Genomic DNA, 20524 nt, shown 5'->3' with positions numbered 1-20524 from the left:
CGCACTGCATGGGTAGCAGATGTCCCAGTGGCCGGGTGCTCCTGTAGTCAGGTTTGGCCGGGTTTGGGTAAAAAAGGCTTGATATCTTTGAGGTTGGCGATAACAAGCTGCCGTTCACCTTTTCGAGCTAAGCCATTTGCCTCGAAATTGAGCGTTCGTAGCGTGTAAAACAGCATCGCTTGGCGGCACTCGATTGTCACCTTACCGTCGCTCATACCGTAATCGATTTCTACGCCTCGGCGTTGTTCCGGAGTAAGCAAATCATTAGGTGTAAGAACGATTTCAACATGAGTGTTCCACTCCAGATCTTCGGCTGAGTCAATGACGGATGCAGTCGGCCGTCCCGCACACAGAATCCGTCCGAAAACAAAATCCCTGAAACCTTTGCGGAGATGGCAGTAGGCCCGCACATGCCAACGTACACCGTCGTATCCAAATGCATGTGGGCTGATGTACCGCGCCTGTTCTTCATCACGAGCGATTGACTGGTATCGAATCTCTAGCATTGCCCGCTCCGTGATTGCTCTAAGCATGAGGGCCAACGTCTTGGATTCGATCGTTCTTGACGGAAGGGGAACAGAAGCAACGGGGGGGCGGCACGACAAGAACGTTTGGTCATCAACTAGTATTTTTCGTTCGAGCGCTAGCAATTGTGAAAGGTACTGTCTTGGTCCACTGGACTCAAAGAGGGGGGTAAAGCTAGGCGACGCGATGTATGTCCGCGAACTGGTGTCGTACTGCAAATTGCCACCTGCGAGTTCAACATAGCGAGAGATGTCAGCTGACGCCTGAGGCACCGAGATTTTAAAGAAATCGGTCACATCCCTACGGTTGATCCGGCCCTCCCACTGCAGCCGGAAATCGATGAATTGCAGTCGGCGCTCTTGGCTCCACTTAACCTGCCCTAAATCGCCGCTGACGGACCCCTTCTTCTTACCCGGACGAGAGTCAACTTCCGGATTTGCCCTAGCTAGGCTGGTGCCTTGTGTCGTTCGGTCTGGGGATTTGGCACTCGGGCTAGGGCGATGATGTTTGGGTTGATCGGTCATGGTCCGTATAGAAAGTTGACGCGTATAGAAAATATGCGTATATTTACTTTACTGGCAATCGCTGCAGGCCGCAAGAAATCCCTCGCGGGACAACGGTGGCGGTTGGTGCGCGCGTCAGTCAGCTCCCTGCGACCGTAGGAGGCTGCTCAGGCCCGAGACAACGTTCGAGGGCTCGTCCACTCCTACGAAGGTATTTCACCAATGTCGATCGTAAAAAGCTTCGCCGTGGCACACGGCGACATGTTCTACGTCAAACACAACAGCGATAACTTCACCATTATCGACTGTAATCTTAGCGCCGCAACTGGTCCGCTCCGCATCAAGGAGCTCAAGCGTGAATCCCTCGACAAAGGGATTACTCGCTTCATCTCTACCCATCCCGATCAGGATCACTTCGGAGGGATCGAGCTCCTGGATGATGCGATGCCGATCACGAACTTTTACGTGGTCAATAACAAGGCGATCAAGGAGGTGGAGACGGAGTCGTTCAAGCGTTATTGCTCGCTTCGCGATGACGCAACGAAAGCGTTCCACCTGTACAAGGGGTGCTTCCGCAAGTGGATGAACCTTTCCGATGCCGATCGGGATAGCTCGGGCATCAGTGTCCTGTGGCCGGACACCAACAATTTGGATTTCAAGACGGCGCTCGCAGCCTGCAACGCCGGAGAGAGCTACAACAACGTTTCGACCGTTATTCGATATAAAGTCGCTGACGGTGCAAGTGTGATGTGGCTGGGTGACCTGGAGCACGACTTCATGGAAGAAATCACCGACCATATCCACCTTGAGAAGACTACCGTCGTCTTCGCGTCGCACCACGGCCGGGAATCCGGAAAAATCCCGGACTCGTGGCTCGAAAAATTGGATCCTCAGATCATTATCATCGGTGAGGCCCCGTCGCGTCATCTGCACTATTACACTGGCTACGAGACGATCACCCAGAACCGCGCTGGCGACGTAACGATGGAGTGCGTGGACGACAAGGTCCATTTTTATGTCTCGGATCCTGTCTACACCGTCGATCATTTGACCGACGAAGGGAGGTGTGACATCTTCGGCAATTACATCGGCAGCATCACTGTTGAAACCGAGTACACGTTGCAAGTGAAGGCCGCATAGGGGCGATGGCGATGAACTGGAACCAAGTCTTCGCAAAGATGCTTGACCAGTACGAATTGCGCGCGCGTCTCTTCCCTGGTTTGCTGTTACTTCTTCCGGCGATAACATACGTCGCGCTGCTATATGGCGCAAAGAGTCCGATCGTCGTGGGGCTTAGCAGTGTACTTGCGACGTGCGGCGGTCCCTACTTTCTGGCCAGCTTTGTTCGTACGCGAGGCGTGCGCGCGCAAGAGCGTTTATATCGACGATGGGGCGGCCAGCCGTCAACGCTGCTGCTGAGACACCGCGATATGCACTTGCCTCAGCAAACCAAGCTCCGCTACCACGATCTTATCGCGGTTCGGCTGGGAATCGTAATGCCTAGCCTGTTGGACGAAAAGCAGAATCCGGCGCAGGCAGACGAAGCGTATGCGGCTGCGGCAGATAAGTTGCGGCCGCTTACCAATGATCTCAAGCGCTTTCCATTTGTCTTTACGGAATTGGTCGCTTACGGATTTAACCGGAACGCCTACGGCTCGCGTTGGGTCGGGTTCTGTGTCGCCGTGGCGACGATGATCGCAACCATGCTTCATGGCGGTGTTCTACATCTGTACGCGCCGTTTCTGACGGATTCGAGTCTAGACCTCGCCCATATTCTGGTGTTCCTTGTATCGCTTGGCCTTTCGGCACTATGGTGTCTTCACTTCACTGCTGGCACTACGTGGTTTGCAGGTGTGTGCTACGCGAAACGGCTATGGGAGACGTTGGAAGAGCTACCGAAGAGGCCTGTTCGTACTCGCCCAAAGCGCGGGAGTCGCGGAGAATCCACAGCAACCCCAGTCGACCTGAAGTCACCATACACCTGAAACTATCTTTTTAGCTTCGCTCATGGTGCGCGGGGTTTCGAGGTACTGAAGTGCCCTGTGAAGGCCGATGCTCAGCGTACTGTCTATTACGTGGTGGCCGAATTCCTCAAATCCCTCCAAACCGACTGCAATGCGGAGGTTAGTCGAACGCCCAAACCACAGCTTATTCTGCTCCCTTCGGCCGCCGGTTCGGTCGGGTGACAGCCCTGAACCGACTAAATCGGGAGGCAGGCCTGGAGGCAGACACGGTCGCGAACAACTGCTTTCGACTGCGAACGACTACGGCCTAGTTGCGCCAAGTCCTTGATTTTTAGTAGAATGTCTATGCAGCGTTATACCCTGATTCGCACTTTTAATCCGTTGGTCACAGGTTCGAATCCCGTACGGCCTACCAAAAGATTCAAGGGCTTGCACGCGTTTGTGTGCAAGCCCTTTTCTTTTTGCGGCGCGGGTTACGGGATGCGTCCCCGCGTGGCGCCGCTGTCGGTACCGGCAAATGTAAAATTTTCACGCCGACTCCTCCTGCACTTCTCATTCGCGCGCACAAACGCCCCAAGTCACGCAAGAGCGTTTGCGAAAATTTATATCACAGCCACATATAATTGGCCGGCCGCGGCTGCGCGCTTATCGACGGAAATCTTCGAGCGCCGTGACAAGGGCGAGGAAATCCAACTACACAAAAGAAACGCGGCCACATCTTTTTTGACGACCGCAGACCTTTCCCACAACACTCCCCAGCATTTCACACAACACAACCAGCATTTTCCAGAATCCAATCTGACCGTCACAAACAGGAAACAACGGACTCCGAACTGGACATTTATTGAGACATAAAGACGTGCAATGATCGCCGCCGGTTCAGCGAAACACGCTGTGACTCTGCGTGAGCAGACGCTTTGGCAACGCCGCAGCTCCCTGCGCTTTCATTCCACCGATATGACCAATTTTCTGTTCGACCTGTTCTCGAACCTGGCTTTGCTTGCCCTCGTGCTGGCCGCATGTCATCTGTGCAACCGCTTCATCCCGGGCGCTTCGCTCAACGGCTCGCACATATTCGCCGCGTTGGCATCGGTCGCACTCCTGCTCGATGCCGCACTGACCTTTCTGGTATTCGCCGACTCGCAGAGCCGCTACGGCCAGTTCAGCACATCGACTGCGTTCTTCGAGCGCGGCTGCGCGTACCTGCTAGCGATCATCGTCGCTTTCACGTGGCGTCGTGTCGCGCGCGGTGCGAAAGCCAGTGCCGGCAAAACACTCGTCATCCACACTTCGCCGTATTCGAAATCGAACCTGCCGATGTAAGGCACGGCAAGCGCCATCGCGTCGAATGCGTCCGCCGAATCGCCTGCTTTTCCCGCCAGACATGCGATATGAGCGACTGGAACGGTCCTTGCGGATGCCCGCGCCGTCGCCTATAACTTCCGAAGACCGAGTGTTACCCCGAGTTACCGTTTGCGCCCGTCGCCGGGCATTTGCCGCTGTATTGCACCACCGCTGTTCAATCAGTCGAAGGCAACTCACCCAACGAGGAACATCTTGGATCTCGAAACCGTACGCGTCTTCATCATGACCCGAGGCATCGACCTCGGCACCAAGGTCGTCGGGGCGATCGTTCTGTGGATCGTCGGCCGTTGGCTCATCGGTCTGATCACCGGCTTACTGCGCAAGATGCTGGCGCGCAACGGCCGGGTCGATCCCACGCTAGCGCATTATCTCGGCTCGATTCTCGGCGCACTGCTGAACCTGCTGCTGATACTCGCGATCCTGCAGGTGTTCGGTGTCCAGACGACGTCGTTCGCCGCGCTGCTCGCCGGCCTTGGTCTCGCCATCGGCACCGCTTGGGGCGGCCTGCTTGCCCACTTCGCGGCGGGTGTATTCATGCAGGTGTTGCGGCCGTTCAAGGTCGGCGATTTCGTCACCGCGGGCGGCGTCACCGGCACGGTCTCGGAGCTGGGGCTGTTCGGCACGACCATCGTGACGGCCGACAATGTGACTACCATCGTCGGCAACAACAAGATCTTTTCCGACACGATCTCGAACTACAGCATCCTGCCGGTGCGGCGTGTCGAGTTGACGGCGAAGATCGCCAACGGCGTCGATCCGACCGATGCGATGAACCGGTTGAAGGCCGCCGTCACGCAGATTCCGAATGTGGCAGAGAGTCCCGCGCCGGACGTCGAAGTGCTGAGCTTCACGCCGGAAGGCCCCCTGCTTTGCGTGCGGCCTTACGCGCACAATGAGCACTATTGGCAGGTCTACTTCGACACCAACCGCGCGATCATCCAGACGTTCAAGGAAGCCGGCTACCCGACGCCGGAAACGCCGCTGGCGCCGCGTGCGGTGACCTGAGCATCGTCGTGCGACGCGAATGTCCCGCGTCGTGAATTGTTAAATTCACGAGATTCAGAAGTACCAAACGAAAACGGCGTCGCGAGCTTCGCGACGCCGTTTTTCCATCTGGCAGCTCGGCGACAAAACGTCAGCGGCTACCCGGATTTGACGCGTTCTTGCGCATCATCTTCCACAACGCGCCAAGCACGACGGGCACGATCGCCGCGCCGATACCCACCAGCACGATCACATTCAGATACTGACGGATAAACGGAATGTTGCCGAAGAAGTAGCCGAGCAACGTCAGCAGCAACACCCAGAAGAACGCGCCGGCAAAGTTGAACAACTGGAACCGGCTCACCGTCATTTCCGATGCACCCGCAACGAACGGCGCGAAGGTCCGCACCACCGGAATGAAACGCGCGAGCACGATGGTTTTGCCGCCGTGCTTCTCATAGAAGTTGTGCGTCTTCTGCAGCGCGCTGCGATCGAGGAAGCGTTCCAGAAAAGGAATGTGCGAATTGAACACCCGCGGCCCGATGGCCCGCCCGATCATATAGTTGACGGTATTGCCGCTGATGGCCGCCACGAGCAGCAACACGATCAGCAAACCAATGTTCATCTCGCCGGTCGCGCAAAAAGCGCCGCCGATGAACAGCAGCGAATCGCCCGGCAGAAACGGCAGGATGACCAGCCCGGTTTCGCAGAACACGATCAGAAACAGCACCGCGTAGACCCAGGCGCCGTATACGTGAATAAAGTCTCCAAGGAACTTGTCGATGTGCAACACAAGGTTGACGAAATGTAGCAACGTGTCCAAAGAGAGTCCTTTATTAAGCGAATGTGACGGTGGCGGAAACGGCCGTATCAACAGGCCTGTTAGCGATGGCGGCAAGCGCTCACTCGCCGCCGGAAATTGACCGCGTCATGATACAGAAAGTGCCCGGCCGCAATTAAAAAACTCCCGCGCCTGGGTGCGCTTGCGCCCGCTGCAGGCTTGCCGCGCCAAATCGCTATAATTTCGCCATGTCCGAATTTTCCGAAACGCCTGCCGGCCTCGACGCCGCGGCCGCGATTTCCGCCGCCGCGCCCGCCCCACGCCCGTTACGCGCGATCCAGCCCCTTCCCGATCAGTTGATCAGTCAGATCGCCGCCGGCGAAGTGGTCGAGCGGCCGGCCTCGGTCGTCAAGGAACTGCTGGAAAATGCACTCGATGCGGGCGCGCAGTCGCTGCGTATTCTGCTCGACGAAGGCGGCGTCAAGCGCATCTCGATCACCGACGACGGCTGCGGCATCCCCGAAAACGAACTCGTGCTCGCGCTGATGCGCCACGCCACCAGCAAAATCCGCTCGCTTGCCGAACTGGAAGCGGTCGCCACGCTGGGGTTCCGTGGCGAGGCGCTGGCGTCGATCGCCTCGGTCGCGCAGATGACCATCACGAGCCGCACGGCCGAGGCGGCGCACGCGGTGCGCGTAGACGCGGAAACCGGCGTGCTGAGCCCCGCAGCCGGCACACAGGGCACGACGATCGAAGTCCGCGAGTTGTATTTCAACACGCCGGCACGCCGCAAGTTTCTGAAGAGCGAGCAGACCGAACTCGGCCATTGTCTCGAACAGATTCGCCGCGCGGCGCTGGCGCGGCCGGATGTCGCGATTTCGGTGCTGCATAACGGCAAGGCGGTCGAACACTGGAACGCCAGCGAGCCGCCGGTGCGGGTCGCGAAGATTCTCGGCGATACGTTTGCGACGGCCCATTTGCCGCTCGACGAATCCGCCGGACCGTTGGCCGTCTACGGTTGCGCGGGCCTGCCGACCGCGAGCCGCGGGCGGGCCGATCAGCAGTATTTTTTCGTCAATGGCCGCTTTGTGCGCGACAAGCTGCTCACGCACGCCGTGCGCGCCGCTTATGAAGACGTGCTGCACGGCGAGCGCTATCCGTCGTATGTGCTGTTCCTCGATCTGCCGCCTGAAGCCGTCGATGTGAACGTGCATCCGTCGAAGATCGAAGTGCGGTTCCGCGATTCGCGCTCCATCCACCAATTCGTCTTCCACGCCGTGCAGCGCGCGCTGGCACGACATGCGGGCGCATCGCCGGAAACGACGGCGGGCGGGCATGCGGCGCATCTGGAGCCGTCCGTTGGCGGACCGGCTTCGTTTGGCGCGACGCCGTTGGGTGGCGCGGGCGTCGGCGGCGTCGGTTTCGGTGCGGGCAACGGTGCAGGCGGCCTCGGTGGCGGCTTGGGTGGAGCATCAGGCGGCGGCTTCGGCTCGTCGTCGCAGCAGGCGGGCAATACGTGGATGCGCCAGGCGCGCATGACGCAAGGCACGCTGCCGGTCGCGCAACCGCTCGCGTTTTACGACGCGCTCTTCGGACGCAAAGACACCAACGCCGGCACGGCGGAAGGCGCCACGCTTTTCGAGGCGCGCGATTCGGCAGCCGAAACGCCATCGCCGTACAACGCGTCCGCGCCCTACCCGGCTCCCGCTTTCCATGCCGCCGACGAGCAGCCGCTCGGCTTCGCGCTCGGCCAGATCCATGGCATCTACGTGCTGGCGCAGAACGCACACGGCCTGGTGATCGTCGACATGCACGCGGCGCACGAGCGCATTCTGTACGAGCAGTTCAAAAACGCGCTGGCCGACCGCACGATTGCCGTGCAACCGTTGCTGATCCCGCAGTCGATGCAAGCCGACCCGATCGAAATCGGCACAGTGGAAGAAGAGCGCGACACGCTCGACGCGCTCGGCTTCGACCTCGCCGTGCTGTCGCCGACCACGCTCGCGATCCGTGCCGTGCCGGCGCTACTCAAAGACGCCGATCTGCAAGCGCTGGCGCGCGCGGTCCTCTCCGATCTGCATGCGTTCGGCGGCTCACGCGTGTTGACCGAACGTCAGCACGAGCTGCTCGGCACGCTCGCCTGCCATCACGCAGTGCGCGCGAACCGTCGTCTGACGCTCGATGAAATGAACGCGCTGCTGCGTCAGATGGAAGCCACTGAGCGCGCGGATCAATGCAATCACGGGCGTCCCACGTGGTATCAGTTGACGCTGTCCGATCTCGATCGGCTGTTCATGCGTGGTCAGTGACGTGACGCTGCTTCGACCGGCGCCCGCTTGCTCATGATTTCGCGCATACCCACGGTTGTGCCGTGCCTGCTCGGCCCGACCGCATCCGGCAAAACCGCCGCCGCGCTGGCGCTCGCCGCGCGGCGTCCGGTCGAAATCATCAGCGTCGATTCGGCGCTGGTCTATCGCGAGATGGATATCGGTACCGCCAAACCGACCGCTGAAGAGCGCGCGGTGGCGCCGCATCATCTGATCGATATCGTCGATCCCACCGACGCCTATTCCGCCGCGCAATTCCGCGCCGACACCTTGCGGCTGACCGGCGAGATCCACGCGCGCGGGCGTCTGCCGTTGCTGGTCGGCGGGACCATGCTGTACTACAAGGCGCTCACGCAAGGGCTCAACGATCTGCCAGCCGCTGACGCAAACGTCCGCGCCACGCTCGATAACGACGCCGCACGCGAAGGCTGGCCGGCCATGCACGCGCGGCTTGCCTCGATCGATCCCGTGACGGCTGCGCGCCTCGCGCCGAACGATTCGCAGCGGATTCAGCGAGCGCTCGAAGTTTTCATGCTGACCGGACAGGCCATGTCCGCCTTGCTGGCGGCGCCCGCCCGACAGGACGACGCTGCGGCCGCATGGCGCTTCATACCCATTGCGCTGGAGCCGTCCGACCGCGGCATGCTTCACGCGCGCATCGAGAAACGCTTCGATGCGATGCTGGCCGGCGGTTTCGTCGATGAAGTGGTGAAGTTGCGCGAACGCGGCGACTTATCGCCCGAGATGCCATCCATGCGCTGCGTGGGCTACCGGCAGGTCTGGGAATATCTGGATGGCGCCGTCGATTATTCGACCATGCGCGACAAGGGAGTCTTTGCGACCCGGCAGTTGTGCAAGCGGCAGCTCACATGGCTGCGCAGCATGACAGAGCGGGTAGTGGTGGATTGCTGCGATCCGCACGCGACGGCGCGGGTGCTTGAAGCGATTGAAGCGTTGCTTTGAAACTTTGACGCATTGAAGCTTTAAACCCGCGCGGCGCCGACTAGTCGCACACCGCGCGGTCTCACAAGTCTTTAGACCACTACCGTCTGAGCTTCACCGGCCGCGCTTTCGCGAATCACCCCGATCTTCCAGACCTGCTCGCCGGCAGCCGACAGCAGACCGATCGCCGCATCAGCATCCGCAGCGGACACGACCACGGCCATGCCGATACCGCAGTTGAACACGCGGTGCATTTCCGCATCCGCCACGCCGCCGTGCTTTTGCAGCCACGAGAACAGCGGCGGCAACGGCCAGCCGCGGTGATCCAGTTCAGCCGTCAGGCCCTCACGCAACACGCGCGGAATATTCTCGACCAGCCCGCCACCCGTGATGTGCGCCATGCCCTTGACGGCGATCTGCTGCATCAGCGCCAGCAGCGGCTTCACATAAATATGCGTGGGCGCCATCAGCGCGTCGGCCAGCGACCGGCCATCGAAATCCGCGTTCAGATCCGGCTGCGCGCGCTCGATGATCTTGCGCACCAGCGAAAAACCGTTCGAATGGATACCGCTCGAAGCCAGACCCAGCACGATGTCGCCCGGGGCGATGGTGCTGCCGTCGATAATCTTGCTCTTTTCCACCGCGCCGACCGCGAAACCGGCCAGATCGTACTCGCCGTCGGGGTACATGCCCGGCATTTCCGCCGTCTCGCCGCCGATCAGCGCGCAGCCCGACAGTTCGCAGCCATGCGCGATGCCCTTGACGACCGTTGCCGCCGTGCCGACGTCCAGCTTGCCGCAGGCGAAATAGTCGAGGAAGAACAGCGGCTCGGCGCCCTGCACGAGAATGTCGTTCACGCTCATCGCGACCAGGTCCTGGCCGACGGTGTCGTGTTTGTTCAGTTGAAAGGCCAGACGCAGCTTGGTGCCGACGCCGTCGGTGCCGGACACCAGCACCGGCTCCTTGTACTTCTTCGGCACTTCGAACAGCGCGCCGAACCCGCCGATGCCACCCAGCACGCCGTCGCGCATCGTCTTTTTGGCAAAGGGCTTGATCGCGTCGACAAGGGCGTCGCCCGCGTCGATGTCCACGCCGGCGTCGCGATACGACAAACCTTGGGCCGAATCAGTTGAATTCGGGGCGGATTTCGGTTGATTCATGGGGACGAGCTCGAAGGTCGGTAAAATGCGATTTTACCCGATGCCGGCCGGCTGGCTGGAATTGAATTATCCCGATTGATCCGGTCGCGACGACACCTGGGAAACAATTTTGCAAGAGAACTCCTCGATTCTGACGCCGGTTCAGCGGCGCGCCTTCATCTGGCTGGCTATCGCGCTGGGCGTCGGTATCCTGCTCTGGCTGCTGAGTCCGGTCCTCACGCCGTTTCTGCTCGGCGCGATTCTCGCGTACATTCTGCAACCGGGCGTCGCGTGGATGGTGCGCCGGCGCGTGCCGCGCGGTCTGGCCGCCTTGCTGATGATGCTGCTGTTCACGCTCGTGATGACGCTGCTCGTGCTGCTGGTTCTGGCTGTCATCCAGAAAGAAGCGCCGCAACTCAAGCAACAGGTGCCTGTATTCTTTGCACACGTAAACGCGTGGTTGCAACCCAAGCTGGCCATGCTGGGACTCGCCGATTCGCTCGATTTCGCCAGTATTCGCGATCTCGTCATGGGGCAACTGGAAGGCAGCGCGCAAACCGTTGCGCTTTACGCGTGGACCTATATCCGCACGAGTGGCAACGTGATGATGACCGTGGTCGGCAACGTCGTGCTGGTGCCGCTCGTGTTGTTCTATCTGCTGTACGACTGGAACCGCATGCTCGCCCGTGCGCAAATCGTCGTGCCGCGCCGCTGGCTCGACAAGACCCTGCAACTCGCGCGCGACATGGACCAGATGCTGTCGCAGTACCTGCGCGGCCAGCTGCTCGTCATGGGCGTGCTCGCGGTCTTTTACGCGGTGGCGTTGACCATCGCGCGCTTCGAGATCGCGCTGCCGGTCGGTATTTTTACGGGGCTCGCGGTGTTCATCCCGTACATTGGTTTTGCAACCGGCCTCGTGCTGGCGCTGCTCGCGGCGCTGCTGCAATTCGGCGACTGGTATGGCTTCGGCGCGGTCGCGGTGATCTATGGTGTCGGCCAGATCCTGGAGAGCTTTTTTCTCACGCCGCGCCTCGTCGGCGAACGGATCGGCCTGCACCCGCTCGCGGTGATCTTCGCGTTGCTCGCGTTCGGGCAGTTGTTCGGCTTTTTCGGCGTATTGCTGGCGTTGCCGGTCAGCGCGATTCTGTCTGTGGCCGTGCGCGAGTTGCGTCAAAGTTATCTGACCAGCGCGCTTTATAACAACTGAGCACTCATCGAATGTTTCCGGCCCGCGCTGCGGGCCATTTGCAGCCTAAGCCTCATTTTCGGCATTCACCTACTGTGCTTCGTCAACTGACGCTCGATCTCGGCACCCCGCCGCCATCGACATTCGACAATTTCTTCGCCGGCGCCAACGCCGAGCTGGTCACGCGCTTGCGCGAGCTCGAGAACGCGCTCGCCGCCGGGCCGGTCGCCGATCGCACCTTCTACCTCTGGGGCGAGTCCGGCAGCGGCCGCACACACCTGTTGCAGGCGCTCGTGCACGAAGCGTCGCCGGGGCACGCGCGTTTCGCCGGCCCGCAGAGCAGTCTCGCCGCCTTCAGCTTCGACCCGCGCGTCGCGCTCTATGCGATCGACGATTGCGACGGCCTGTCGGCCGCGCAGCAGATCGCCGTCTTCAACCTGTTCAACGAAGTGCGCGCGCATCCCACCAGCGCGCTGGTCGCCGCGGGCAACGCGCCGCCCATCGGCATGACGGTGCGCGAGGATTTGCGCACGCGGCTCGGCTGGGGTCTCGTGTTTCATCTCGCGCCGCTGCCGGACGAAGGCAAGGCCGCGGTGCTGAAACACGCGGCGCGCGAGCGCGGCATCATGCTTGCCGACGATGTGCCGGCCTACCTGCTCACACATTTTCGCCGCGACATGCCGAGTCTGATGGCACTGCTCGACGCGCTCGACCGCTTCTCGCTCGAACAGAAACGCGCGGTCACGCTGCCGCTGTTGCGTACCATGCTGGCTTCGCCCGACGCCGAAGAACGGCGCGCCGCGCCGGCCTCATCCGCGTCATCCGCCGCTTCAAGTAAAATAGGCCCCCATGGCTAACCTCGCACTCTTCGACCTCGACCACACGCTCATCCCCACCGACAGCGACCACGAATGGGGCCGCTTCATGGTGAAACACGGCATGGTCGACGCCGCAAATTTCGCCCGTGAAAACGACCGCTTTTTCGCCGACTACAAAGCCGGCAAGCTCGACATTCACGCCTACCTGATCGCCATGCTCACGCCGCTGTCGAAGTACACGCGCGCGCAGCTCGCCGACTTCCACGCGCAGTACATGCACGAAGTCATCAAGCCGGCGATCTTCCCCGTCGCGCTGGAGCTGGTGAAGCAACACCGCGAAGCCGGCGACCTGTGCTGCGTGGTCACCGCCACCAACGAATTCATCACCCGTCCGATCGCTCAGGCATTCGGCGTCGACACGCTGATCGCCTGTGAAGCGGAAACCGTCGACGGCGAGCCGCATTCGCCGTACACCGGCCGCCCCACTGGCACGCCGAGCTACAAGGAAGGCAAGATCGTGCGCACCGAAGCATGGCTCGCCTCGCTCGGCAAGACGTGGAGCGACTTCGAGCGCAGCTATTTCTATAGCGATTCGCACAACGACATCCCGCTGCTCGAAAAAGTCACGGACCCCATCGCGACGAATCCCGACGACACATTGCGCGCCCATGCGCAGGCCAAAGGCTGGCGCATCCTCGAACTCTTTCAACCCTCGTGATCAAAAAATTTATCCGCAAGCTATTCGGCCAGGACGCGGCACCCGCTGACGACACCCTGCCCGCCGAAGCCGAAGCAGACGAAACCGGCAACGCACCGGCGCGCACTCCGTCAGGCGCCAGCAAGGCGCGCCGCAAGCCCGCGCGCGCGCCCGTCAAGACCGTGCGTGACCCGGACGTGCCGGTCATCATTCCGCACGACGTGCATGGCATCGATCAGGCGCTGATCTCGAGAAACGCGATTCGCGTGACCGAAGGTCTGCAACAGGCGGGTCACCGCGCGTTCATCGTCGGCGGGGCGGTGCGCGATCTGCTGCTCGGGATCAAGCCGAAAGACTTCGACGTCGCCACGGATGCCACGCCCGAACAGGTGCAAAAGCTGTTCCGCCGCGCGCGCATCATCGGCCGCCGGTTTCAGATCGTGCATGTGCAGTTCGGTCAGGAAATCATCGAGACCTCGACGTTCCGCGCGCTGGTCGATCCGCCCGCCGCAGACGCCGCGCCGCCGCGCCGCCTGAAGCGCGACGAACTCGACCGCCGCACGCACGCGGTGGACGCAAGCGGCCGCGTGCTGCGCGATAACGTGTGGGGCGAGCAGCACGAAGACGCCACGCGCCGCGACTTCACGATCAACGCGATGTACTACGATCCGGCCACTCAAACCGTGCTGGATTATCACAACGGCATGGCCGACATGCGCGCGCGTCTGTTGCGCATGATCGGCGACCCGGCAACGCGTTATCGCGAAGATCCGGTGCGCATGCTGCGCGTGGTGCGTTTCGCGGCGAAGCTCGACTTCGAGATCGAGGACAGCACCCGCGAGCCGATCGCCAACATGGCCGATCTGATCAACAACGTGCCCGCCGCGCGTCTGTTCGACGAGATGCTCAAGCTGATGCTGTCGGGCCATGCGCTCGCGTGTTTGAAACGCCTGCGCCAGGAAGGGCTGCATCATGGCCTGCTGCCTTTGCTCGACGTGGTGCTCGAGCAGCCCATCGGCGAAAAATTCATCACGCTCGCGCTGAACAACACGGATGCCCGCGTGCGCGCCGGCAAGCCGGTGTCGCCGGGCTTCCTGTTCGCCACGTTGTTGTGGCACGACGTGCAGCAGCGCTGGCAAAAATTTGAAGCGAACGGCGAGTATCCAGTACCCGCACTGCATCGCGCGATGGACGACGTCCTCGACATGCAAACGGAGAAACTCGCGATCCACAAGCGCTTCTCGTCGGATATGCGCGAGATCTGGGGCCTGCAGTTGCGCCTCGAAAAACGCTCGGGAAGAAGTGCGCTGAAGCTGCTGGAACACCAAAGATTTAGAGCGGGGTATGATTTCCTCCTGTTGCGCTGCGAATCGGGCGAACTCGATGAGTCGGTCGGTGCGTGGTGGACGGAGTTCATTGAAGGAGACATCGCCGCGCGTGAGGCATTGCTTACGCAAGGCGGGAAGGACCGAAGCCCCAGAAAACGACGGCGGCGCAGCAGTGGCGCCAGAAACCGCAAACCGGGGGACGGATTGGAGGGCGGCACGCCAGCCGAACGCACAGCCGACGACGCGAGCCATGACGGCCCGCACGAAGACTGACATAGCGTTCGCTGTTGCCGTCGAACGATAGTTGCAGGAAGTTATGCCATGACGGTTGCTTATCTCGGCCTCGGCGCGAATCTCGGGGACGCGCGCCAGACCCTGAAAGACGCGGTGGTGTGCCTCGCACAACAGCACACCATCTCCGTGCTCGCCAAGTCGAGCCTATATCGCACTGCCCCGATCGACGCGGGCGGTGACGATTATTTCAACTGCGTCGTGAAGATCGATACGACGCTCCCCGTGCGGCATCTGCTTGCGCTCTGTCACAAGATCGAGCATCAGTTCGGCCGCGAGCGGCCGTTTCGCAATGCACCGCGCACGCTCGATCTGGACATCCTGCTGTTCGGCGATCAATCGATCGACGAAGCCGATCTGATCGTGCCGCATCCACGTTTGATCGAACGCGCTTTCGCGCTGGTGCCGCTCGTCGAGATCGACCCCGCACTGATCATCCCGCAACATGGCCGCGCCGAGGCGCTGCTCAACGGCGTGAGCGATCAGCGCATCGAGAAAGTGAAGGGGCCTTGCCAGTGTCCTATGCTCAATGCATTGGCCGCAGGCGAGAGCACCACACCTAAAGGCCGTTGCGAATGAATTCAACGCCGCTCACCGTCACGGCGCCGCAACTGCGGCCTCCGTTCGGCTATCTCGCGATCGAAGGGCCGATCGGCGTCGGCAAGACATCGCTCGCACGCCGACTCGCACAGCGCTGGTCGATGCAGGAACTGTTTGAACGGCCGCAGGACAATCCTTTCCTCGAACGCTTTTATCGCGACACCGCGCGCTACGCGTTGCCCACGCAACTGCACTTTGCCTTGCAGCGCGCGCAGCAGGCACAGGACGTGAGCGCGGCGCACCTGTCGGGCACGCCGCTGATCGCCGATTTCATGACGCAGAAGAACGACATCTTCGCGCGTCTGACGCTACAGGAAGACGAGTGGCAATTGTATCGCGCGCTCGCCGCGCGGATCGACGTCAACGCGCCGGCGCCGGACTTCGTGGTCTATCTGCAGGCGAGCCCGGAAGTGCTGTTCGCGCGCATCCAGAAGCGCGCGGTGCCGATGGAGTTGCAGATTTCCGACGCGTATCTGCACGCCTTGTGCGACGCGTACAACGAGTTTTTCTATCACTACGACCGCACGCCCGTGCTGACGGTCAACGCCGAACACCTGAATCCGCTCGACTCGGACGCGGACCTTGCGCTACTCGCCGAACGCATCGAAACCATGCGCGGCCGCAAGGAATTCTTTGTCAAAGGCACGTCGCTTTAAGCGGCGCCGCCGCCTCTCTTTTCTCAACGGATTGACCCATGACCTATTTGCAGGAAGCGAGCCGGAACGCCATCACCGTGCCGAAACTGCAGGCAATGCGCGATGCCGGCGAAAAAATCGCCATGCTCACCTGCTATGACGCGAGCTTCGCCGCACTGCTGGATCGCGCGGGTGTCGACGTGCTGTTGATCGGCGATTCACTCGGCAATGTGCTGCAAGGACAGACGACCACGCTGCCCGTGGCGCTCGCCGACATCGCGTACCACACGGCTAGTGTGGCGCGCGCGCGGCCCGCGGCGCTGATCGTGGCCGACTTGCCATTCGGCACCTACGGCACGCCGGAAGACGCCTTCAGAAGCTCGGTGGAGTTGATGCGGGCCGGTGCGCAGATGGTGAAGCTCGAGGGCGGCGAATGGCTCGCGGACACGGTGCGCTTTCTGGTGGAGCGCTCCATTCCCGTCTGCGCGCACGTCGGCCTGACGCCGCAGTCCGTGCATGCGTTCGGCGGCTTCAAGGTGCAAGGCAAAACCGAGGCGGGCGCGACGCAGTTGATGCGCGACTCGCTCGCCGTGCAACAGGCCGGCGCGCAATTGATCGTGATCGAAGCGATTCCGACGCTGCTCGCAAGCGACGTGACGAAGCAGTTGCGCATTCCGACGATCGGTATCGGCGCGGGCGTGGATTGCTCGGGTCAGGTGCTCGTACTGCACGACATGCTCGGAATTTTCCCCGGCAAACGGCCGCGCTTTGTGAAGGATTTCATGCAAGGGCAGCCGAGTATTCTGGCGGCCGTGGAAGCGTATGTGGCTGCGGTAAAGGATGGTTCGTTTCCTGGGCCGGAGCACACGTTCTGAGTTTCCAGCGACCGAAATCGGATCGGACAAAACGGATATTTTCGCGCTCGTTTTGAGACCGATCCAATATCGTATGCAATGCCGGTTGTCTATCTTCGTCTTCCTGTTGATGCGGCTTGGCCGCGAGCCGAGGAGAGACCAGCATGAGCCCATTTTGCCTGATCGATGTAGCGGGAATCCGCGACCACGCCATCCTGCCGCATGACGCGCGGGAATCCGCCTGGCATGCGCGGTTGAGCGGTTGGATGTCCCGCTTGCTGCGTGTTCTTCACGGCTGAAGCTCGGGCAGTGGGCCCGGACCGCGTTGTCTGCTACCGCTAGCGGTTGCTCTCCCGCCTCTCTCAGTCCACAATCCGCGCCGGCACTGCGCCTCGCAGTGCATTGCACACCATTAGCGCTTCGGCGTTTCGCAGATCGGTCCGGGTCAGTACACGTTCGCCCGCCAGCAAATCCGACGCGTCGTCCTCAAGCAAAACACTGCGCATCACGCCGGGCAGCACGCCCGACACAAGCGGCGGTGTCCACCAGCGTCCAGCCAACTTCACAAACACATTCGAGCGGCCGCCTTCGGTCAACTCGCCTTGCGCGTTGAAGAACAGCGTATCGAATGCGCCCTTCGCTTCGGCTTCGCGCCAGCCGCGATCGTATTCGGCCCGGTGAGTGGTTTTGTGGCGTAGCAGCGGGTCCGCGGCGTTGGCTGCCGGGAAAGCGTGATCGGGTCCAAGCAGCACACCGACGGTCGACTCGCCTAGTGGCATCAACACCGCGGCAGTGATCTGGATCGTGCCGCTTTTGCTCAACGCAAGCCGCATGCGATGCGGCGTGTGCGCGGGCAGCGACGCACACTTCGCCGCGATCTCTGCGCTAATGGCGTTTGCGTCGTCGAGTTTGAAGCCGAGCGTCGCGGCGCTCGATGACAGTCGTGCGAGATGGCGCGACAGATGCCGCACGCCCTCTTCGCGTGTCGCATACATCGTTTCGAATAGCTCGAAACCTGGCTCGGCGCCGGTCAGGAAGCTGGCCTTCAATTGGCACTCCGCGTATTCGTCGACGGCGATGCTGTCGAGCACGATGCCCGCGCCGACGCCCATCTTGCCTTCCAGTTGGCCAGTTTGCGTCGACCGGCTCAACGTCAGTGTGCGGATCGCGACGGACAGGCAGAAGTCGCCGCAGTCGGTCTGCTTTGCATCGCGCATGGTCGCGTCGGCGGTGTCAGCAGCCGTTGAAGGCGCGTCCAGCCAACCAATCGCGCCGGTATAGAGCCCGCGTGGCGTGCTCTCGAGTTCTTCGATCAACTGCATCGTGCGATGCTTCGGCGCGCCGGTGATCGAGCCGCAGGGAAACAACGCGCGCAACGTCTGGGCGAACGACGTGGCGGGCTTTAGCGCCGCCTCCACCGTCGAGGTCATTTGCCACACCGACGCATACGGCTCGACCGAGAACAGCGCCGGCACCTTGACCGAACCCGTTTGCGCCACTCGCGACAGATCATTGCGCAACAGGTCGACGATCATCACGTTTTCGGCGCGGTTCTTCGGATCGTTGCCGAGGAATTCGGCAGCGCGCCGGTCCGTCGCCGGGTCGTCCGAGCGCGCCGCTGTGCCTTTCATCGGCCGCGCACGCAATGTCGCGCCTTGCTTCTCGATGAAGAGCTCCGGGGAGCAGGACAGCACCCACTGTTCGTCCGGCAACGCGATCAGTGCGCCATACGGCACCGGCTGACGCGCCCTCAACCGCCGATACAGCGCGGTCGGCGAGCCGAATACATCGAAGCCGAGCCGATACGTGTAGTTGACCTGATAGGAATCGCCCGCGCGCAGGGCCGAGTGAATCGCATCGATCGCCGCGTTGAACTGCGCCGGGTCGACGCTCGCGCGCACGTTGGCCGTACCCGCCACCGATGGCTCGGCCGCGGCTTCATCGCGCGCCATGAGCCACGCTTCGACCTCTTCGCGAGCAAGCTTCTCGCAACGTTCGAACAATAAAAAACGCAGCGTGGCATCGCCACGCTGCGTCTTCAGAGACCGGTGTGCTTCTCCGTCGAGAAGATTCCGGCCGAACTCATAGTCGGCGAGCACGACGGCATGCAAACCTCGCTGCGTCTGCGCGGCCACGGTCTCGCACACGGCTTCGAGCTGCGCGGCATCCGCACACACCCGTTCATGCACAAAACCCGTGTACAGACGACTCGAACGGCGCGCCGCCGTCGCGTCGCAATCGTCGAGCAACGCGAACACCGCGTCGCGCTCATCTGCCGTCATACCTACCGCCAACTTCAAACTGCCATTAATCGAAGAAACTCTTCACCCGGTCGAACCAGCTCTTGCTTTGCGGGCTGTGCCGGGAGCCGCCTTCAACCAGCGCCTTTTCGAACTGCTTGAGCAGATCGCGTTGCGGCTCGGTGAGCTTGACCGGCGTTTCGACTTGCACGTGCACGTACAGATCGCCGGCAATGCTCGAACGCAGCCCCTTGATGCCCTTGCCACGCAGACGGAATGTCTTGCCCGACTGCGTGCCTTCCGGCACGGTGAAGCTGGCGCGGCCCGCGAGGGTCGGCACTTCGATTTCGCCGCCGAGCGCCGCGGTGGTGAACGGAATCGGCATCTGGCAATGCAGATCGTCGCCGTCGCGCTCGAATACCGAGTGCTGCTTGATGTGAATCTCGACGTACAGATCGCCCGACGGCCCGCCGTTGATACCCGGCTCGCCGTTGCCGGCGGAACGGATACGCATGCCGTCGTCGATACCTGCCGGGATCTTCACTTCCAGCGTCTTGGTTTCCTTCACCTTGCCCGCGCCGTGGCAGTGGCCGCACGGGTCAGGAATGTAGGTGCCGGTGCCGTGGCACTTCGGGCAGGTTTGCTGAATGCTGAAAAAGCCTTGCGACATCCGCACCGAACCCGAACCGCTACAGGTCGGGCAGGTTTCCGGCTTGGTGCCGGGCTTGGCGCCCGAACCGTGACAGACTTCGCACGAGACCCAGCTCGGCACGCGAATCTGCGTGTCGTAGCCGTGTGCGGCCTGTTCCAGCGTGATTTCCATGCTGTAGCGCAGATCAGCGCCGCGATACACCTGCGGGCCGGCGCGTCCGCCGCCGCGTGCGGCGCCACCGGCCGCCTGGCCGAAGATGTCGCCGAAAATATCGCCGAATGCATCGGCAAACCCGCCGAAGCCTTGCGCCCCGGCACCGCCCATGTTCGGATCGACGCCCGCGTGGCCGTACTGATCGTACGCGGCACGCTTTTGCGAGTCCGACAGCATTTCATAGGCTTCCTTCACCTCTTTGAAATGCTCTTCCGCATCCTTGTTGCCCGGATTGCGGTCGGGGTGGTGCTTCATCGCCAGCTTGCGATAAGCCTTCTTGATTTCGTCGTCGCTCGCGTTCTTTGCGACGCCCAGAACCTCGTAGTAATCCCGTTTCGCCATATCGGTTCAACGCCACTCGCGCAATGCGCACGGTGGCTCCTCTTGAATGCTGGAGTCTCACGACTCGTCCGGCCGCCGTTTCGTGCCGCCTGAATGCGGCTCAAAACAACGCCCTCCATAAAACAAATGTGCCCGGAG

Annotated in this window: 18 protein-coding genes; 13 read left to right on the top strand and 5 right to left on the bottom strand. The window is 61.6% G+C overall.

The window, feature by feature from the left end; all coding sequences use genetic code 11:
- Nucleotides 1-47: 47 nt before the first annotated feature.
- Nucleotides 48-1049, bottom strand: coding sequence for a BrxR family helix-turn-helix transcriptional regulator (locus PQR32_RS42300; RefSeq protein ID WP_494471418.1), 1002 nt, complete (start codon nucleotides 1047-1049; stop codon nucleotides 48-50).
- 201 nt (nucleotides 1050-1250) lie between these two features.
- On the opposite strand from PQR32_RS42300, the gene PQR32_RS13255 reads away from it, so the two are divergent.
- The 4 genes from PQR32_RS13255 (at nucleotide 1251) to PQR32_RS13240 (ending at nucleotide 5362) form a co-directional block, all read left to right on the top strand.
- Nucleotides 1251-2168, top strand: coding sequence for a ComEC/Rec2 family competence protein (locus PQR32_RS13255; protein WP_408226957.1), 918 nt, complete (start codon nucleotides 1251-1253; stop codon nucleotides 2166-2168).
- A gap of 11 nt (nucleotides 2169-2179) precedes the next feature.
- The gene (locus tag PQR32_RS13250) at nucleotides 2180-3013 is read left to right on the top strand and encodes a hypothetical protein (protein WP_408226955.1); all 834 of its coding nucleotides are present in this window, start codon (nucleotides 2180-2182) and stop codon (nucleotides 3011-3013) included.
- 936 nt (nucleotides 3014-3949) lie between these two features.
- Complete coding sequence (locus PQR32_RS13245) at nucleotides 3950-4315, top strand: hypothetical protein (RefSeq protein ID WP_408227245.1); 366 nt, start codon at nucleotides 3950-3952, stop codon at nucleotides 4313-4315.
- A 234-nt stretch (nucleotides 4316-4549) separates the two neighbouring features.
- Entirely contained in the window at nucleotides 4550-5362 is an 813-nt protein-coding gene (locus PQR32_RS13240; protein WP_408226953.1) for a mechanosensitive ion channel family protein, read from the top strand.
- A 130-nt stretch (nucleotides 5363-5492) separates the two neighbouring features.
- Here the strand turns inward: PQR32_RS13240 and PQR32_RS13235 are convergent, their stop codons facing one another.
- Entirely contained in the window at nucleotides 5493-6164 is a 672-nt protein-coding gene (locus tag PQR32_RS13235) for a DedA family protein (RefSeq protein ID WP_408226951.1), read from the bottom strand.
- A 206-nt stretch (nucleotides 6165-6370) separates the two neighbouring features.
- Between PQR32_RS13235 and mutL the strand changes: the two genes are divergently transcribed.
- On the top strand, nucleotides 6371-8431 hold the full coding sequence (gene mutL / locus PQR32_RS13230) for a DNA mismatch repair endonuclease MutL (RefSeq protein ID WP_408226948.1): 2061 nt from the start codon (nucleotides 6371-6373) through the stop codon (nucleotides 8429-8431).
- 33 nt (nucleotides 8432-8464) lie between these two features.
- Entirely contained in the window at nucleotides 8465-9412 is a 948-nt protein-coding gene (gene miaA, locus PQR32_RS13225) for a tRNA (adenosine(37)-N6)-dimethylallyltransferase MiaA (protein WP_408226945.1), read from the top strand.
- 71 nt (nucleotides 9413-9483) lie between these two features.
- Here miaA and purM read toward each other — a convergent pair whose 3' ends face one another.
- Nucleotides 9484-10551 carry a phosphoribosylformylglycinamidine cyclo-ligase gene (gene purM, locus PQR32_RS13220; protein ID WP_408226942.1) on the bottom strand — a complete coding sequence of 356 codons (1068 nt, stop codon included), beginning with the start codon at nucleotides 10549-10551 and terminating at the stop codon, nucleotides 9484-9486.
- 109 nt (nucleotides 10552-10660) lie between these two features.
- On the opposite strand from purM, the gene PQR32_RS13215 reads away from it, so the two are divergent.
- From PQR32_RS13215 to panB, 7 genes are all read left to right on the top strand, one after another.
- The gene (locus PQR32_RS13215; RefSeq protein ID WP_408226939.1) at nucleotides 10661-11737 is read left to right on the top strand and encodes an AI-2E family transporter; all 1077 of its coding nucleotides are present in this window, start codon (nucleotides 10661-10663) and stop codon (nucleotides 11735-11737) included.
- 74 nt (nucleotides 11738-11811) lie between these two features.
- Nucleotides 11812-12573: a DnaA regulatory inactivator Hda gene (gene hda, locus PQR32_RS13210; protein ID WP_408226936.1), complete on the top strand. Its 762-nt coding sequence runs from the start codon at nucleotides 11812-11814 to the stop codon at nucleotides 12571-12573.
- On the top strand, nucleotides 12566-13252 hold the full coding sequence (locus PQR32_RS13205) for a histidinol-phosphatase (RefSeq protein ID WP_408226933.1): 687 nt from the start codon (nucleotides 12566-12568) through the stop codon (nucleotides 13250-13252). Before hda ends, PQR32_RS13205 begins: the two co-directional genes overlap by 8 nt.
- Nucleotides 13249-14832 carry a polynucleotide adenylyltransferase PcnB gene (gene pcnB, locus PQR32_RS13200; protein ID WP_408226930.1) on the top strand — a complete coding sequence of 528 codons (1584 nt, stop codon included), beginning with the start codon at nucleotides 13249-13251 and terminating at the stop codon, nucleotides 14830-14832. The genes PQR32_RS13205 and pcnB overlap by 4 nt, the downstream gene beginning before the upstream one ends.
- A 48-nt stretch (nucleotides 14833-14880) precedes the next feature.
- Complete coding sequence (gene folK, locus PQR32_RS13195; protein ID WP_408226927.1) at nucleotides 14881-15429, top strand: 2-amino-4-hydroxy-6-hydroxymethyldihydropteridine diphosphokinase; 549 nt, start codon at nucleotides 14881-14883, stop codon at nucleotides 15427-15429.
- Nucleotides 15426-16106: a deoxynucleoside kinase gene (locus tag PQR32_RS13190; protein WP_408226924.1), complete on the top strand. Its 681-nt coding sequence runs from the start codon at nucleotides 15426-15428 to the stop codon at nucleotides 16104-16106. The genes folK and PQR32_RS13190 overlap by 4 nt, the downstream gene beginning before the upstream one ends.
- Nucleotides 16107-16144: 38 nt before the next feature.
- On the top strand, nucleotides 16145-16960 hold the full coding sequence (gene panB, locus PQR32_RS13185) for a 3-methyl-2-oxobutanoate hydroxymethyltransferase (protein ID WP_408226921.1): 816 nt from the start codon (nucleotides 16145-16147) through the stop codon (nucleotides 16958-16960).
- 341 nt (nucleotides 16961-17301) lie between these two features.
- On the opposite strand, the gene pabB is transcribed toward panB, so the two are convergent.
- Entirely contained in the window at nucleotides 17302-19221 is a 1920-nt protein-coding gene (gene pabB / locus PQR32_RS13180; RefSeq protein ID WP_408226918.1) for an aminodeoxychorismate synthase component I, read from the bottom strand.
- Between the two features lie 25 nt (nucleotides 19222-19246).
- Nucleotides 19247-20386, bottom strand: coding sequence for a molecular chaperone DnaJ (dnaJ, locus tag PQR32_RS13175; RefSeq protein ID WP_327630396.1), 1140 nt, complete (start codon nucleotides 20384-20386; stop codon nucleotides 19247-19249).
- Nucleotides 20387-20524: the final 138 nt, after the last annotated feature.

It is taken from the genome of Paraburkholderia dipogonis, from assembly GCF_046027395.1.
In the GTDB taxonomy this organism is placed as follows: domain Bacteria; phylum Pseudomonadota; class Gammaproteobacteria; order Burkholderiales; family Burkholderiaceae; genus Paraburkholderia; species Paraburkholderia dipogonis_A.
The sequence above is the reverse complement of the archived record's forward strand: the minus strand, read 5'-3'. Positions and strand labels throughout refer to the sequence as shown.